The sequence below is a fragment of the Exiguobacterium sp. JMULE1 genome (genome assembly GCF_013337175.1).
Classification (GTDB): domain Bacteria; phylum Bacillota; class Bacilli; order Exiguobacteriales; family Exiguobacteriaceae; genus Exiguobacterium_A; species Exiguobacterium_A indicum.
The window spans coordinates 2,476,417-2,492,427 of the sequence record NZ_SGWC01000002.1; the positions used below are offsets into that span (position 1 = coordinate 2,476,417).

At 47.7% G+C, this 16,011-nt stretch carries 14 protein-coding genes; 4 read left to right on the forward strand and 10 right to left on the reverse strand.

Annotated elements, in window-relative coordinates:
- Nucleotides 1-99 precede the first annotated feature (99 nt).
- The 3 genes from EXW93_RS13210 to EXW93_RS13220 all read left to right on the forward strand — a co-directional run bounded on the left by EXW93_RS13210 (nt 100) and on the right by EXW93_RS13220 (nt 2,686).
- Nucleotides 100-993: an ABC transporter ATP-binding protein gene (locus EXW93_RS13210; RefSeq protein ID WP_023469316.1), complete on the forward strand. Its 894-nt coding sequence runs from the start codon at nt 100-102 to the stop codon at nt 991-993.
- Entirely contained in the window at nt 983-2,182 is a 1,200-nt protein-coding gene (locus EXW93_RS13215; RefSeq protein ID WP_023469317.1) for an ABC transporter permease, read from the forward strand. Before EXW93_RS13210 ends, EXW93_RS13215 begins: the two co-directional genes overlap by 11 nt.
- Nucleotides 2,183-2,248: 66 nt before the next feature.
- Nucleotides 2,249-2,686: a hypothetical protein gene (locus tag EXW93_RS13220; protein WP_035396170.1), complete on the forward strand. Its 438-nt coding sequence runs from the start codon at nt 2,249-2,251 to the stop codon at nt 2,684-2,686.
- Between the two features lie 45 nt (nt 2,687-2,731).
- Here EXW93_RS13220 and EXW93_RS13225 read toward each other — a convergent pair whose 3' ends face one another.
- The 9 genes from EXW93_RS13225 to EXW93_RS13260 form a co-directional block, all read right to left on the reverse strand.
- The gene (locus tag EXW93_RS13225; RefSeq protein WP_174316565.1) at nt 2,732-3,361 is read right to left on the reverse strand and encodes a helix-turn-helix domain-containing protein; all 630 of its coding nucleotides are present in this window, start codon (nt 3,359-3,361) and stop codon (nt 2,732-2,734) included.
- Between the two features lie 30 nt (nt 3,362-3,391).
- A complete protein-coding gene (locus EXW93_RS13230) occupies nt 3,392-5,323 on the reverse strand; it encodes an ABC transporter permease (protein ID WP_055969051.1) in 1,932 nt (643 codons plus the stop codon).
- Entirely contained in the window at nt 5,289-6,053 is a 765-nt protein-coding gene (locus tag EXW93_RS13235) for an ABC transporter ATP-binding protein (protein ID WP_023469321.1), read from the reverse strand. Before EXW93_RS13235 ends, EXW93_RS13230 begins: the two co-directional genes overlap by 35 nt.
- Nucleotides 6,046-7,038: a sensor histidine kinase gene (locus EXW93_RS13240; protein ID WP_174316566.1), complete on the reverse strand. Its 993-nt coding sequence runs from the start codon at nt 7,036-7,038 to the stop codon at nt 6,046-6,048. The genes EXW93_RS13235 and EXW93_RS13240 overlap by 8 nt, the downstream gene beginning before the upstream one ends.
- Nucleotides 7,035-7,721: a response regulator transcription factor gene (locus tag EXW93_RS13245; protein WP_047393119.1), complete on the reverse strand. Its 687-nt coding sequence runs from the start codon at nt 7,719-7,721 to the stop codon at nt 7,035-7,037. Before EXW93_RS13245 ends, EXW93_RS13240 begins: the two co-directional genes overlap by 4 nt.
- 97 nt (nt 7,722-7,818) lie before the next feature.
- On the reverse strand, nt 7,819-8,073 hold the full coding sequence (locus tag EXW93_RS16315) for a hypothetical protein (protein WP_217449009.1): 255 nt from the start codon (nt 8,071-8,073) through the stop codon (nt 7,819-7,821).
- Entirely contained in the window at nt 7,961-9,766 is a 1,806-nt protein-coding gene (locus EXW93_RS13250) for an ABC transporter permease (protein WP_174316567.1), read from the reverse strand. Before EXW93_RS13250 ends, EXW93_RS16315 begins: the two co-directional genes overlap by 113 nt.
- Nucleotides 9,753-10,514, reverse strand: coding sequence for an ABC transporter ATP-binding protein (locus tag EXW93_RS13255; RefSeq protein ID WP_174316568.1), 762 nt, complete (start codon nt 10,512-10,514; stop codon nt 9,753-9,755). The genes EXW93_RS13250 and EXW93_RS13255 overlap by 14 nt, the downstream gene beginning before the upstream one ends.
- A 157-nt stretch (nt 10,515-10,671) precedes the next feature.
- Nucleotides 10,672-11,175, reverse strand: coding sequence for a PTS sugar transporter subunit IIA (locus EXW93_RS13260; RefSeq protein ID WP_035396161.1), 504 nt, complete (start codon nt 11,173-11,175; stop codon nt 10,672-10,674).
- 175 nt (nt 11,176-11,350) lie between these two features.
- Here EXW93_RS13260 and EXW93_RS13265 point away from each other — a divergent pair, with 175 nt between their 5' ends.
- Entirely contained in the window at nt 11,351-13,057 is a 1,707-nt protein-coding gene (locus tag EXW93_RS13265; protein WP_174316569.1) for a M3 family oligoendopeptidase, read from the forward strand.
- A 104-nt stretch (nt 13,058-13,161) separates the two neighbouring features.
- Here EXW93_RS13265 and EXW93_RS13270 read toward each other — a convergent pair whose 3' ends face one another.
- Complete coding sequence (locus tag EXW93_RS13270) at nt 13,162-15,948, reverse strand: putative bifunctional diguanylate cyclase/phosphodiesterase (protein ID WP_041255200.1); 2,787 nt, start codon at nt 15,946-15,948, stop codon at nt 13,162-13,164.
- Between the last annotated feature and the right edge of the window lie 63 nt (nt 15,949-16,011).

A 16,011-nucleotide genomic window follows, 5' to 3' on the forward strand; every position in this document is an offset into this window, starting at 1 on the left:
TTCCTCGTTTTTCTGGAACCTTTATCCAATTTAAACCGTAGGACACTAGGTAACAATGATACACTTGTCGTGCAACAGACGTCTTTAAAGGAGGTTCATATGTTAGAAATAAAACACATCACGAAGCGTTTCGGCGATTTTACAGCCGTAGATGCTCTGACGATTGAGGTGCCACGCGGGCAAATCTTTGGTTTGCTTGGTGCGAACGGTGCCGGGAAGACGACGACCTTCCGGATGCTGCTCGGTCTACTGCAACCAACTGAAGGATCGATCACCTGGAACGGAGAGCGCATCCCGACTTCAAAAATCGGATACCTTCCGGAAGAACGAGGGCTGTATCCAAAAGTCCGCGTTGATGAACAACTTTTGTTCCTCGCAGAACTCCGCGATATGAAACGGAAGGATGCGAAACGAGCGTTGACGGAATGGCTCGAGTATTTCCAAATTCCGCAGTATGAAAAAATGCGCGTCGAACAACTCTCAAAAGGAAATCAACAAAAGATTCAGTTGATCTCTGCTGTCCTACATAAACCTGAACTGCTGATTTTAGATGAACCATTCAGCGGACTCGATCCGGTCAATGCGGAACAATTAAAACGTGCCGTCAAAAAGTTAACCGTCGACGGAACGACGATCGTCTTCTCGAGTCACCGGATGGATCACGTCGAAGAACTCTGCGAACACGTCGCAATCCTCGATCACGGAAAACCCGTCGTTGCTGGCTATCTTCCTGACATCAAGGCAAGCTATGGAAAAACACGTGTCCTTTTGACGACAGATGCCCCACCACTCCTATGGGATAGCTTACCGGGTGTCCTACAAGTCGAGTCAGACAACAATGGGCATATCGTCCAAGTCTCTTCAAAAGAAACGGCTGATCAACTTCTCCAACATATCGTCAGTCAAGGACACCATGTCGATCGTTTCGTCTGGGATCAGTTATCCCTGCAGGATATCTTCATCGAGGAGGTCGGCAAACGTTATGAACCGTAAATTCCTGACTTTATATCGCTTCAATCTACTACAAAAATTACGTGCTAAAAGCTTTTTGATTTCGACGGTCCTGATGGTCCTGTTCCTCGTCGGCTTTGGCAATATCGAACGGATTCTCGACTGGTTTTCTGGTGACGATCCGAAAGTTGCTCTCGTCAGTGAATTGTCGACCGATCTTCGTCCGGCCTTGAAGAAGGCTGGTGTCACTTCAGACATCACGACGAAGGAATATACAGTCGCACAAGCACGAAAGGCAGTCGACCGCGGTACATTCGATGCCGTGGCAATCGTTCAGGATTCGTATGACGTGACACTCGTCAGTGCTAGTCCTGAGTCTGAATTACAGACACAGGTCGCAACGGTCGTCAAACAAGTCCGTGACCAAGCCGTCATCACGGATGCTGAAATCGATCCGAACGTCCTTGCTTCGCTCGCTGAACCTGTTCCTGTCAAACAGGAGTTGACGTCGACGGGTGGGAAAAGTGAGGATGAACTCTTTGCTGCCTCGGCGCTCGTCTATGTGTTGCTATTCTTGATGTACTTCACGATTGCGATTTACGGTGGGATGATCGTCACAGAAATCGCGAACGAAAAGTCATCCCGTGTCATGGAATTGCTGATTTCAGCCGCGAGTCCGATTCAACATATGCTGGCGAAGATCCTCTCGATCGCTACGGTCAGTCTCGTACAATTATCGATTCTCGTCGGTGTCGGCTACTACAGTGCTCAAAACAGCAGTTTATTCGATCAGTTATCACTCGATTCCTTGAGTGCTCGGACGATCATTTATCTGTTCGTCTTCTTCCTGCTCGGATACTTCCTGTATGCGACGCTTCTCGCGGCACTCGGTTCGCTCGTCAGTCGGGTCGAGGATGCGCAGCAAGTGACATTACCAGTCATCTTGTTGATCGTCGCAGCTTTCATGATTTCGATGTTTAGTCTGAATGCACCGACGAACCAAGCTGTCGTCGTCCTGTCGTTCGTGCCGTTCTTTACACCGATGGTCATGTTCCTGCGCGTCATGTTGACCGATGTACCGCTATGGCAAGTGTCGATTTCGCTCATCTTGATGCTGATCAGCATCTCGCTTGCCTTATTCGTCGGAACGAAATTCTACCGGGGTGGTGTTCTGTTCTATGGATCGAATCCACTCAAACAGTTGCGCCGGATCTTAAGCGGTCGCCGGTAACAGTTTACAAGACGAATCGTTTCCGCTATCGTTAGGTGAGAAAAAGCCTTTAGGAGGAACTACGTTATGCGGTCTCGTTTTTGGGCAGCGATTCTTTTCACAGCTGCTGCCATGGTCTCGTCACTTGTCATGTTCACGAAATTTCCGCAGGCGAGTGCGACATGGGAACTCGTCCTTGCTTACGGTGGGATGACGTTCGTCGCCAGTCTATTTTGCTGGTCCTTCGTCGCGGTGCGCCGTCAATCTTCTCGCTTATACGGAAGTTGGGTTGGTGTCTTCATCGCTGGATTGACGGTTTTACTTGTCTGTATCGCACGCTTCGTCTTGCGTGGTGATATGATGATGATTTTCAAATGGCAAGCGATGCTCGGTAGCTTAACCCTCAATTTCGGCTATGTCGGTTGGGTACTCGTCATCGCGAATGCAATCATTGGATTCATCATCGGTCGGACACGTATTAAGAATCCACGTTTACGTCAGATGTCACAAAACAATACACGTTAAAAAAAGTCGCTGTCTTCTGAACGTCAATCAGAAGACAGCGACTTTTTATTTGCGATGATAACGTGAACGGCTTTTCCGGTCACTATAATCCGTGTAATATGTCGAACGAGCTAACGATACACCTTCTGTCATTCGGTCGAGATATTCGTCGAGTTGCATCATGGCTGGAAGTTTATCCTCAAACAGTTCAAACGTCTCTTCTGCTTGATCCCGTCGTAACTCTCCTGCTTCCATCACAGCATCGACCAGTTCATGAAAGATGCGTTGCTCGGTTGCGCTCATCGTCTGCTCGATCCGTTTGACATCTTCGTCGTACATCAGGTCAAACAGGCGCATTCGCTCTTCAAGCTGCTCTTCGACCCATGTCCCGTCTTGTCCGAGCGTCTGCTCATAAGCAAGTTTCATCTCTTCAAGTGGCGTCTTCTGTTGCATGATGAACTTCAATGATTCTCCTGTCCAGATGTGACGAGCCAAGTAACTCGCATCGATGTTCAAAGCTTCAGCCAGTGCCTCGATGTACGCTTTTGTTGGATAGACTTCGCTGAGTTCCGTTCGACGAATGAAGTACGGTGCGACACCGAGTCGTTCTGCCAGCTGCTCGATCGTAACCCCGGCACGCTCTCGTAAAATACGAATTCGGTCACCGTAGCCTCGATATGGTGAATGGTCTAGCATACGTTTCCCTCCCTTGTTCCTATGGTATCATCATACCCTTGAATTCGGTGTTGGATACATCGAACTTTCGGATGATTTCCGGAACAGATGGCGCGGGTACCGTAGCCAAATCGGTAAGACACTTAAGAAGTATCCAACGGTGACGATACTGATCCAAAACATAGCGAGATTAAGAAAAGGTTTCATTTCAAGTCCAGCCTGTGTCACGACGACTTGGAACAACAAAAAGGCATGAAAAACAGAAATCAGATAGGGAATGAGTAAGACCGCACCATACTTCATGAGCAAGTAACGACGAATGTTTCCGGATCCGAATCCGAGCGCAAACAATGTCTTCATCCGTTTTTGTTCCTGTTCCGCCGTCATCTGCATCCATACATGCAGGAAACTCGCATTGATGACGAACAACCAGATCGTCAGAAGGATGACGACGAACGTGACGAGTCGTACGATCCGGATCCCGTCGATCTCATCTTCCGTCTCATTGATCAACTGATAGGGAACCGGCTGCTTCTCATCCAGCTTGGCTGCGGATTGAATATTGCGAACGATCTTCATCCACTGCTTCCAGTCCCTCGTTCCATAATCATGGTAGGCTGGCGTATCGAAGACGACGATTTGCCGAACAGGTTGTTTAAGTGTCGGGAAGACCGCGTCGCTGACGACGAATATCGTTTCAATCTGATAGTTATAGCCGAACACTAAATCATGGGAAGACGGCGAGAGCAGCTTAAACCCTTCTCGTTTCATCGCCTGTTCCGCCTTTTTCATCGTTGGTGTATTCTCTTCGAGTTGCACCGGTCGCGCGGGTACGAAGAAACTCTGTCGACCGGTCGCCTTCCGCTCCTCAAGGTGCAATTGACGCATCATCTTGTTGTAGGCAGAAATCGGTAAAAAGATACGCTTCCCTTCTGCCTTCACTTCAATATCTTGCTGATAGCGATCCGGAAATGCGTCCGTCATCGTCTGTTTAATATCCTTCAATCGCTTCGTCGGCTGAGCGGATTCTTCATAATAGACGAGACCAAATTGATTTTGGGACGAGAGATCGAGTCCGATCAATTGAAACAAGAAGACAAGTCCGACTGCCGTCAGCGCACATGACGTCAAGATCGTCCCGAGGGCAATCAGCGTACTATTCGTTCGTAACTGATTGGCGATCTCCGAAACGATCAGTTTCCGAAGAGACAACCGACATGGACGATATAGCTGGATCAACCACGGTAAGATATAGCGGCAAATGAAAAAGGAACCGATGAAGATAACAAGCGGGAATAACATATAAAATCCATACATTCGAACGAACGCGAGGACATATCCGTAAATCAAGAGCAATAGAGCGAGGACTTGTGTCAGAATCCAAACTCTTCTTCGAAAAAGTGAACGGGAACGGACCGGTCGATCCGGACGAAAACGGTAAATCGCCAGAACGGTCGCGATCAGTAAAACAAGGAAGGCGCCACCAATCAAGGCAAGAATCGCATAAAACGACAGCTCAAACTCGATCGGTGGCAAGAACATGATTTTGACGACAGAAAGTAACAGCATCTTCGTCAAGACATTTCCAAGTATCATCCCCGCCGTGATCGCTAATCCGCCGACGATCAGAACCTCAATCAAAAAATACTTCAAGAAGTGCGATAATCCACTACCGAGCGTCCGCATCGTTCGGAGATCGTTCTTCCGGTGCTCAAGCATCGTATAGGTCGTCGAATAGATGAACAGGATACTAAAAAATAGGATGATCAGTTCTGCGATGAAGACGAACAAGATCGTCATCTCGATGACTTGGTTCAATTGGCTGAGTATCTTGGCGACGTTTTGAAACGATCCGTTCGTCAGCAAGTTCCAGTAACTCGTCACGATCGTCATCGCGATGATGATCGTCAAGGCATACCCATAGTACAACCGCTGGTAGCGCCGGATATTACGTAGGGCGTATTGCAGATAATTGATGCTCATCCCCTCCTAACAACGATAACGACTCAATGACACGTTGAAAGAAGATCCGTCGTGGCTCATCACGGAATAACTCGGTTTGCACGCTACCGTCCTTTAAAAACAAGACATGATTACAATACGAAGCGACTTGCGGATCATGCGTCACGATGACCATCGTCATCCCCGTCGCGTTCAGTTCTGCTAATACATCCATGACATGTTTTGTCGCTTGAAAATCAAGCGCTCCGGTCGGTTCGTCCGCAAGTATCAGACGCGGCGTATGAATCAAGGCGCGACCGATCGCTGTTCGCTGCCGTTGTCCACCACTTACTTCGTCCACCTGCTTATCGAGCAAATCATCAATCTGAAGGCGACGAGCCAACTGCTCCATCTCTTCACGCGCCAGTTTTGCTTTTTTCCCAGACAACATCAATGGAACGAGCATGTTCTCACCGAGCGTCAAGGAGTCGAGTAAGTTGAATTCCTGAAAGATGATCCCAAGTGTCTCGCGTCGGAAGCGTGTCATCTCTTTTCGCTTAAACGTCGCTGTATCGACGCCATCAATCAGAATCGATCCCCAACTTGGCTCGTCGAGTGTCGCAAGCAAGTTGATCAGTGTCGATTTGCCACTACCGGACGGTCCCATGACTGCGACCATCTCGCCTTCTTCAACTCGGAAGTTCACATCCGTCAACGGCTGTTCCGTCACCTTTCCGGGATAGACCTTTCCTAATTGTTTCACCTCAATCATGTGCGCGACCTCCTACTAAACGAATCCGACATGTCGTCCCGATGCCTTCCTCACTCTCAAGTTCAATCTCGTGTCCGAGTTTCATCGAGACCTGCTGGACGAAATACAGTCCCATTCCGGTCGATTCCCCGTAACGTCGCCCATTCTCACCGGTAAAGAACGCATTAAAGACGCGTGGGACATCTCGTCTTGGAATCCCGACGCCGTCGTCTCGAATCGACAAAACGACCTGCCCATTTATCTCCTCCGCCTTCAAGACGACTTCTCGTCCGTGACCTGTCGTATATTTAATCGCATTCGTCACAAGCTGTAAGACGAGGAATCGAAACCACTTCGCATCCGTATAGACGTACATATCCTCCGCGATATCGAGTTTCGGAAAAACCTGATTTTTGACGAATAGTCGTTTTTCCTGATTAATGATGCCGGTAATAAGTGGCTTTAAGGATAACTGCTCTGCCTTCAGATCCGTCTCGATCGCTTCTAGACGTGACGAATAGAGCATCTGGTCGAGTCCACTGCGCAGCCGATCGACCTCTTGGCGCAAATCAGCTTGATAGTACTCCCCCGGATGTTCGAGAATCAGTTCGATGACGGATAACGGCGTCTTCATTTGATGAATCCACTGGTCGACATACCGATGCCGCTCTTTTTCCTTCCGTCGCTCAGCAAACAGACTGTTTCGAAACAAGGTCTGTTGCCGTTCTAAAAATTGTTCGACAGCGACGGAAATCGGTTCTTCACTATCACTGCGAATCGGTTCTGCGACCGATTGGACCGGCTGTTGCATCCGTCGCAGCAACGGAAGCATGCTGAAGAAACGATAACTGAGATAAATCAAGAGACCGATACTGTTCAAGAGCACGATATAAAAGAAGGCTGCTGGGCGATAAAGATCGTAGAGCCATAAGACGGCATATAAAATCAGCATTTGTCCAGTAAAGAAGATGATACCTGGTATCGCGTGCCGTAAAAAGAGCTTCATGGTTCAAGAACCAGTTTATAACCGACACCTCGCACCGTCTCAAGTCCAGCGACACCGATTTCGGCAAGCCGTTTGCGGACACGCGTGATATTGACGTTCAACGTATTCTCATCGACGAATGCTTCGTCATCCCAAATCCGTTCAAGTAGATCGCCCCGACTGACGATTCGTGGACTTGCCGTCAGCAACATTTCAAGGATCAGTCCCTCTTTTTTTGACAGCTCGATCGACTGTTCCCCGTACTCGACGATATAACGGTCCAAGTACAGCGTGACACCTTCTTTCGTCACCGTCCGCTCATCCGTCTCGTTTGAAAGCGTGCCATAGGCCCGGCGAATCTGACTTTTAATCTTCGCGATGACGACCGCTCCTTGGAACGGCTTGACGATGTAATCATCCGCTCCGTATTCAAGCGCCATGACTTGATCCATCTCCCCGACCCGTGCTGAGATGAACAGGATGGGTGCCCGTGTCTTCATCCGCAATTGTCGACACCAATAGAAACCGTCAAACTTCGGTAAATTGACATCTAATAGAATGACGTCTGGATTCGTCTCTTCATAGACGGCGACGACATCTCCTCGTCCATCTTCAACGACGACTCTAAAATCATAGCGTTCGAGTAGTTCTTTCAATAATGTGGCAATCTTCATGTCATCTTCGACTAATAAAATCGTATGCATCGTTCCTATCAACTCCTTCTCCCTTTATCATAACGAACTCAAAAAGGACTGGAAACGATTATTCCGTTTCCAGTTCTGTGTACCCCTATTTAGTTCATCACGTGACGATGCGGCGGTACGCACGGACCGTGACGATATAGTAGATCAGATAGACGATCGTATAACAAACAATCGCAAGTAATGTCGGACGAACGATGTTGTAGTTCAACAGTTTCTGCAAGACTTGCATCGCAACTAAACTATGAACAAGTCCGAGCGCGTACGGTAAGGAGAAGACGAATCCGACAAGGCGACGGATGATGCCCGTCTGTTCTTTGTGACGGACGGATGATGCCCGTCTGTTCTTTCTCATCGACACCGATTTTCTGGATGATGGCAAACCGTTGTTTCGATTCTTCTGCTTCCGCGAGCATCTTGAAGTAGATGATTGAACCCGTCGCAAGCAAGAAGACGAGACCAAGGAAGCCGGCAGCAAACGCGAGTAAGCCTGTCGTTGCCGTCGTCATCGTATAGACAGGATAGTACGCCGCCATCTCCGTGTCCGCTTGTTTTCCATATAGTTGTGTCAACTGTTTCATCAATCCATCGTCATGACGTTCATCTGAGAACTGATAATTCGTCAGCGTGAAGCCTTTTTCCGGCATCTTCGCGAACGCATCATCGTTTACGACGAAGGCGAGACGCTGTTTCTCATAAAGTTGAGCGATCGGTAGATTCGTCGCAGCGGTGATTCGAAAGGACTCATGAACGTCCTTGATTTCAACACCGACCGGCGATTTGACTTTCATCTTCAACAAATCGTTTCCTTTGAATGTCTCAAGGACGATTGCTTCGCCTTGTTTCGGTTCTTTGATGACCGTTTTCCCGTTCGCTTTCGCGAGCTTGACGTAGTCCGAATAGTTGACGTAGCTGAATTGTCCCGGCTGGTCTTCATACGCATACGTCGCGTAGTAGCGCGTGAACGTCAGCGGGTTCGGCAGATCGGTCATCTGATGGTCGACGTTCTTGACGTTGACCATCGTCCGGCTGTCGATCTTTTGGTCAGACTTTGCAATCAGTTGTTCCGCTTCAGATTGTTTACTCGCAATCGATAGACTGTACGGAACTTGCTCCTCGACGGTCTGATCGATGAAATAATAAATCGATGTCGCTGTACCGACTGTCGTCAATGTGACGGCAGTGATGACTGTGATCGTCGACAGCATGACGGCATTCGATTTGATTCGTGACAACAATTGCCCGTGCAGAATCAAATTTGTTCCTTTGAAGTGTCGCGCTTGATTACTTAAGACGCGCAATAAGAAGATCGTGAAGTAACTCATCGTTCCGAACGTTCCGAGAATGACGCAGAGCATCAAGAGTGGGGCAACGATCGTAAAGTGATCCATCAACGGTTGTCCGGTCAAATAGTACCCAACACCGATCAAGACGACCGAAAGCACGGCTAGGATCGGATGGACTTTCGGAAGCGATTCCGCTTGTTGTTCTGCCTTGAACAGTTCAATTAATGTAAAACGATAAATCGTCCGAGCCGAACGTAAAGCGATGATCAGAAAGATTAAAAGGAAAACACCGATCGTCTGCAGGACGGAAGCTCCGCTGATCGTAAAGGTCGCATCGACTTGCATCGCCATGACGGAAGCGAGCAACTGCACGAAGTATTTCGAAGCGACGGTACCGATCGCAATTCCGAGAATCAGACCAATCACTCCGTACCCCATCGTCTCAAGGAAAATCAGGCGAGCAATCTGCCCTCGTTCTAAACCGAGTAATGCATAAAGCCCGATTTTCTTCTTACGACGACGTAAGAAGAAGTCACTTGAATACCAGATGAAGATAGCAGAGAAAAGCGCTAGAATGACACTTGCTCCGGTAAAGACCGTTCCCAGTTTGCCGTACAATTCGTTCGCCTGAAGCATCGCTTCATTCGATCGAATCGCGAGGAACGTGTAATAAATCAGAATCGCAAACGTGACCGCACCGAGGTACATCACGTTTTGACGGATGTTCTTCAAATTTTGAAACGCCAGTTTAGACAAGCTCACGGACGGCACCTCCGAGTTCACGCTGAACTTCCATGATCTGTTCGAAGAATTCCTTCTGCGAACCAAAGCGATGGACTTCCTTGAACAGCTCTCCGTCCTTGACGAACAGAATCCGTTCCGCATAAGACGCTGTCATCGGATCATGCGTTACCATTAAAAACGTCGCGCCTTCGTTGTTGAGCGATTGCATCGCTTCGAGTAACCCGGTCGCTGACTTCGAGTCAAGTGCACCGGTTGGCTCGTCGGCTAAAATGAGTGACGGATCATGAATGATCGCACGCGCGGCAGCTGTCCGTTGTTTTTGTCCGCCCGATAGTTCAACGGGACGTTTATCGAGTAAGTCATAGATACCGAGTTGACGTGCCACACGATCGACACGTTCTAAGATCATCTTTTTATCGACGTTCGCGAGTGATAGCGGTAAGGCGATGTTTTCCCGGACCGTCATCGTATCGAGGAGATTGAAATCCTGGAAGATGAAGCCGAGTTGTTCCCGGCGGAAACGAGCCAATTGTTTTTCCTTCATCGCCGTCACGTCTGCTCCATTGATTAAAATCGAGCCGTCCGTTGGCTGATCAATCGTCGACAGCAGGTTAAGTAATGTCGATTTCCCGGCACCGGATGGACCCATGATACTGACGAACTCTCCTTCGTGGACACGGAGCGTCGTCGGACGCAGTGCTTCGTGGCGCGCTGTTTTCGTTTGATACGTTTTTGAAATCTGTTCTGCTTGTAAGATTGCTTTCATCTGTATTGCCTCCTGTGTTTGATTCGTTACACTCAGTCTAGTCCTTCCCTGCTTTTCTCAAAATGGACTTTGCTTTCACTTCTCTTACAAAACGGTAAGACACGGGAGGAGATGACAAAAAAGCCCCCATCCGCAAGGAATGGAGGCGTATCGTATCTTATTTATGTGTTGCTTTGAAGAGCTCTGTGTCGCCTGCGACAACAGAAGTTCCTTCAGCTGGTACAGCTGAAAGCGTGAATTGATCGTGGTTTGTTACGATGATCGGTGTGATCGTCGATGGTGCGTTCGCACGGATGTAGTCAAGGTCGAACTCGACGAGGACGTCTCCTGCTTTGACTTTGTCACCTGACTGGACGTGAGCCGTAAAGCCTTCACCTTTAAGGTTAACTGTATCAAGACCAACGTGGATCAACAGTTCAAGACCATCTTCACCTTTTAGACCGATTGCGTGTTTTGTTGGGAAGATCGTTTCAACCGTTGCGTTGATCGGCGAAACAACTTTACCTTCTGTCGGCTCGATCGCGACACCGTCGCCCATCATTTTTTGAGAGAAAACTTGATCGGGTACGTTCTCGATGTTGACGATTTTACCTGTAAGTGCAGAAGCGATTTTCGCGTTTCCTGCGTCGTTACCACCAAACAATTTTTTTAAGAATCCCATGATACTATCCCTCTACTTTCTCGATCGTTTTTCTTCCGAATGGAAGTTTCGATTTTTTATAGGAGTAAGCTGTCAGACAGCTCGCTCACGTTCTCACAAAAAGCATACGTTTGTCCCTCTGGTTTTGCAAGTATTTTTGTGTGATAATAGTTAGAAATCATAAGGAGGCGCTTACATGTTACCATTTTCAGAAATTACATATGTCCGTCCTGACCTTGCCTTGCTTGAAACATCCATGAATCAAGCGATCGCTCGACTGACGGAAGCCACACAGGTAGATGAAGCAAACGCAGCCATCACTGAGATTAATACCCTCAGAAATCAATTTGAAACGGCAAGCCAGCTCGTCGAGATCCGCCACACGATCGATACACGTGATACGTTCTATGAGACGGAACAAGGCTTCTTTGATGAAGCGAGTGCGATCTATCAAGGATATGTCTCAAGCTATTATCAAGCGTTGACGACGCACCCACTCCGCAGTGAACTCGAACAGACACAAGGCAAACAGTTATTCCTGATTGCTGAAGCGAGCCTGAAGACGTTCTCGGAAGAGATCATTCCGAAACTCCAAGAAGAGAACCGTCTCTCGAGTGAATATACGAAACTGATGTCTTCTGCTCAAATCGAGTTCGATGGCAAGACGCTCAACTTATCACAGTTCGGCCCCTATATTCAATCACCTGATCGTGATGTCCGTAAAGCAGCTTCAGAGGCACGCTACGGCTATTTAAAAGAACAAGGCGAAGCAATCGATACGATCTACGACAAACTCGTCCGCATCCGGACCGAGATCGCGAAGACACTCGGCTTCCCATCGTTCGTCGAGCTCGGATACGCACGGATGCTTCGCGTCGATTATAACCAATCGATGGTCGAACAGTACCGCGAACAAATCCGTGAAACGATTGTTCCGCTCGCGACACAACTCAAAGAACGCCAGCAACGACGGATTGGCGTCGATCAGTTGTATTACTACGATGAAGGATTTGCCTTCAAGTCTGGTAATGCGACACCGAAAGGCGAAGAGTCGTTCATCATCGAAGGCGGCAAAAAGATGTATGCAGAGATGTCACCGGAGACGAACGAGTTCTTCAACTACATGCTCGACCGGGAAGCACTCGATTTAACGGCGAAACCTGGGAAAGCCGGCGGTGGGTATTGTACCTACATCGCAGACGAAAAACTCCCGTTCATCTTCTCGAACTTCAATGGAACGGCAGGCGACATCGATGTCCTGACGCACGAAGTCGGACACGCCTTCCAAGTCTATGAGAGCCGTCACCTGACAGCTCCAGAGAGTGCTTTCCCAACGTATGAAGCGTGTGAGATTCACTCGATGTCGATGGAATTCTTCGCTTATCCGTGGATGGAAGAGTTCTTCGGTGAAGAGACAGCGAAATACAAGTTCAATCACCTCGCAGGAAGCGTCACATTCCTTCCGTACGGCGTTGCGATTGACGAGTTCCAACACGTCATCTACAATCAACCGGAATTGACACCAGCTGAGCGTCGCGAAGCATGGCGGACGATTGAGAAGAAATACCTGCCGCATCGTGATTACGAAGCAAACGATTATCTCGATTCAGGTGCATGGTGGCATCAACAAGGACACGTCTTCGGCAGTCCGTTCTACTATATCGATTACACGCTCGCTCAAGTCTGTGCCTTCCAGTTCTATGCTTGGATGGAACAAGACCGGGAAGCGGCTTGGAAGTCATATCTAGATCTCTGTCGTGCCGGCGGCTCGGAAAGCTTCCTTACGCTCGTCGAACGTGCTGGATTGAAGTCTCCGTTCGCACCAGGTACGGTCGAGGCAGCAGTCGCACCGGTCAAAGCGTATCTCGAACAAGCAGACGACCTCGTACTCGATCGCGTCTAATTATTCGTTTTCCTCAATTTATCCAATGAAAAAGGTGAGTTTCCGGACGGAAACTCACCTTTTCTATTTTAAGAGACCTCAATCTTTAGACTGTAACTAGTGATTCATTCAGATAAAAGCGTTTCATGATACTTTCCGTACCAGACGCGGAACTCGTCTGCCGGGATTGGTCTTGAATAATAAAAACCTTGTGCATACTCGCAATCCAGCTGTTGCAGATGATTCGCCTGCTCCAGTTCCTCGATGCCTTCGGCGACAACATCATATTTCAATGTATGCGCCAGTTTAATGATCGTCTCGATGAGCGGTGCGTTCGAACAGGCATCCGGACCGCTGATGAACGAGCGATCGATTTTCAGTCGCTGAATAGGCAATCGACTCAAGTAGGACAAAGACGAATAACCAGTACCAAAGTCATCGATCGCCAGACGATAACCCATTTGGTGTAACGTCTGAAGCGCCTCGAAGACACGTCCGTCCGAAAAGACACCGAAAGATTCCGTGATTTCGAGTTCCATCCGGTCTTCAATTCCAGGATGAATTTCTCGGACGCCCGTCAGGTAATCCACAATCCGACCAGAGACGAGCTCTTTTACGGATAAGTTCGCTGAGACGCGAAGCGATCCGAGCTCCGTTTCTTTCCACGCCTCTACTTGGCGAACCGTTTCAGCAACGACCCACATCCCAATCTCTTCGATGAGCATCGATCGCTCGGCAATTGGAATGAAGACTGCCGGACTGATCATGCCACGTTCTGGATGGAACCAGCGCAAGAGCGCCTCACAACCATCCACCTGCCGTGTCGCAAGGTTGATTTGCGGTTGGTAGAACAATTGTAACTCGTTCTTTTCAATCGCATCCCGTAACTCCCCTTCCAATACGACCGATTCCAGATATTCCGCACTCATCCAAGGTTCGAACCAGACCGGTCCACCTTCTGTCTGTTGTTTCGCATGTTGCATCGCGATATCGACAGAGGATAATAACGAAGTGACAGCTACTGCATCGTCCGGATAGCGGACCATACTCATACTGATGCTGACGTTCACGAATTCTCCGTTAATTTCATAAACATGTTCGATGACTTGCTTTAATTTCTCGTAATCAACGATATCCTGTTGCGCGACTAATACAGCGAATTCATCTCCACCAATACGTGCTGCTTGTCCCGTTCCGATGAAATGATGCTTCAGTCGATTCGCGAGATCCTTTAAAATCTGATCTCCTGCCCCATGACCGTAAATATCATTGATTCGGCGGAATTGACGAATGCTGATAGTGACGAGCTCGCCTGTTTGTGGTGCTCTCAGTGCATCCTGCATCTTTTGTTCAAATCCATTTCGATTCAGTAACCCCGTCAACATATCAAAAAGCGCAAGTTGTGTAATGCGTTCTTCTCGCCGAAACTGATCTGTCTCATCATGACAAGAGAGATATAAGGCAACACCTGTTTCATCCTCTTTGTTCGGAACGTGAATGATGTTGACGAACATATTTAAAATATCTTCGTCAAATAACATTTTACAGCGAATCGTCTGACTGTTCCCTTCGATGGCTTGTTGAAGTGCTCGTCGCATTCGATTCAAATCAGCTGGATGCACCAATTCTTCAATCGTCCAACCCGAAGTGGCATGCGTTAACTGTCGAAAACGATCATTTCCATTTAAAATCGTATAGTCCGACGATAAAGCAAGAATTGGATCTGTATTTTGAGAAAAGAGAGATTCGATTTCGGCTTTCTTCTGCTTAATCTCTTTTGTATTCGCATCACTATGATCGAGTAATCCAGCTATGATTGCTGTCATCGTCCGGAAGGCTTGAACGACTGGCTTGAAGTCATTTCTTTCGTGTACATGATACCCAGATTGCCGTCGATCCTCAGCAAACGTATTCGCTTCGTTTTGTAGTAAGGAAATATCTTTTCGAAAAGCACGTAATAATAACCAATTCAATATTAATAATGCCGCAATGACAAGAATGATTGTTGCAAATAGCAGCCAAGCATTTTGAATGATCTGCGATCCTCGGTGCTGCATTTCTTGTTGTACCTGTTTTAACTTTTGATCATATATCTGGTACATGCTTGTTTCATATTGTTTAGACTGATTAGCTAGTTTCGCATAGTTTTGATCGTTTGATGTACTCAACAGTTCATCTAGGGTTTCTGTGTAATTTCGCATCTGACTTCTCATGTTTGCAATTTCTTGGCGCCCTGTGTCGTCTTGTAACGAAACTACCTCATACAAGGCATTCATGAGCGATTGTTGTCGAATGGGCAAGTCGATCCGCATTTGTTGGATGCGTAATCGATCAATCGAACTGATTTCGTTGTCCCGACGTGCTTCTCGTAGAATCTGTGCCGATTTTCCAAGCTGCTCTTCCATCATGATAAGATGCGAGAACACATCGTAGTATGAACCAGTCTCTTTACTTAAGACGAGTTGATTAAAAATCACTTCACTTTTAAAATTCGTAGAGGCTGTGAAAAAGCGATGATTGGACTCGTATCCTTGACGCTCTAATTTCGTGAGTTCCTCCAACAACTCTTTACGTGCTGGGCCAATCGCTTGCTCTTCCTTTAGCTGTTCATATAAGTGGAAGAGAGAGGTCTCTGCTTGTTTTGTTACTTGTGGTTCCTCAACCTGTTTCTCTAAGGAAGCAAGATAATAAGACGTTAAATCTTGAGTTGCATGATTTGCTGGGATCACGATGTCAATCGCTTTTGCCGCCTCTTCGAAACGTTTTCCTTCTTCGAGTGTTTTGTTCAATTGGTGTAACGCAACGATAATCGCAAGTAGACCGATGACTGCAATCATCCACGAGAACGTTTTATAGTAGGATCGTCTTCGAAAAGCTTCTTCGATGAAGACTGGTGATAAACGTCGCAACACATCGTCCTCCCTAAAATGTCATTATGCTTCTATATCGTCTCTTTTTGCTGTATGTTGAAGTCG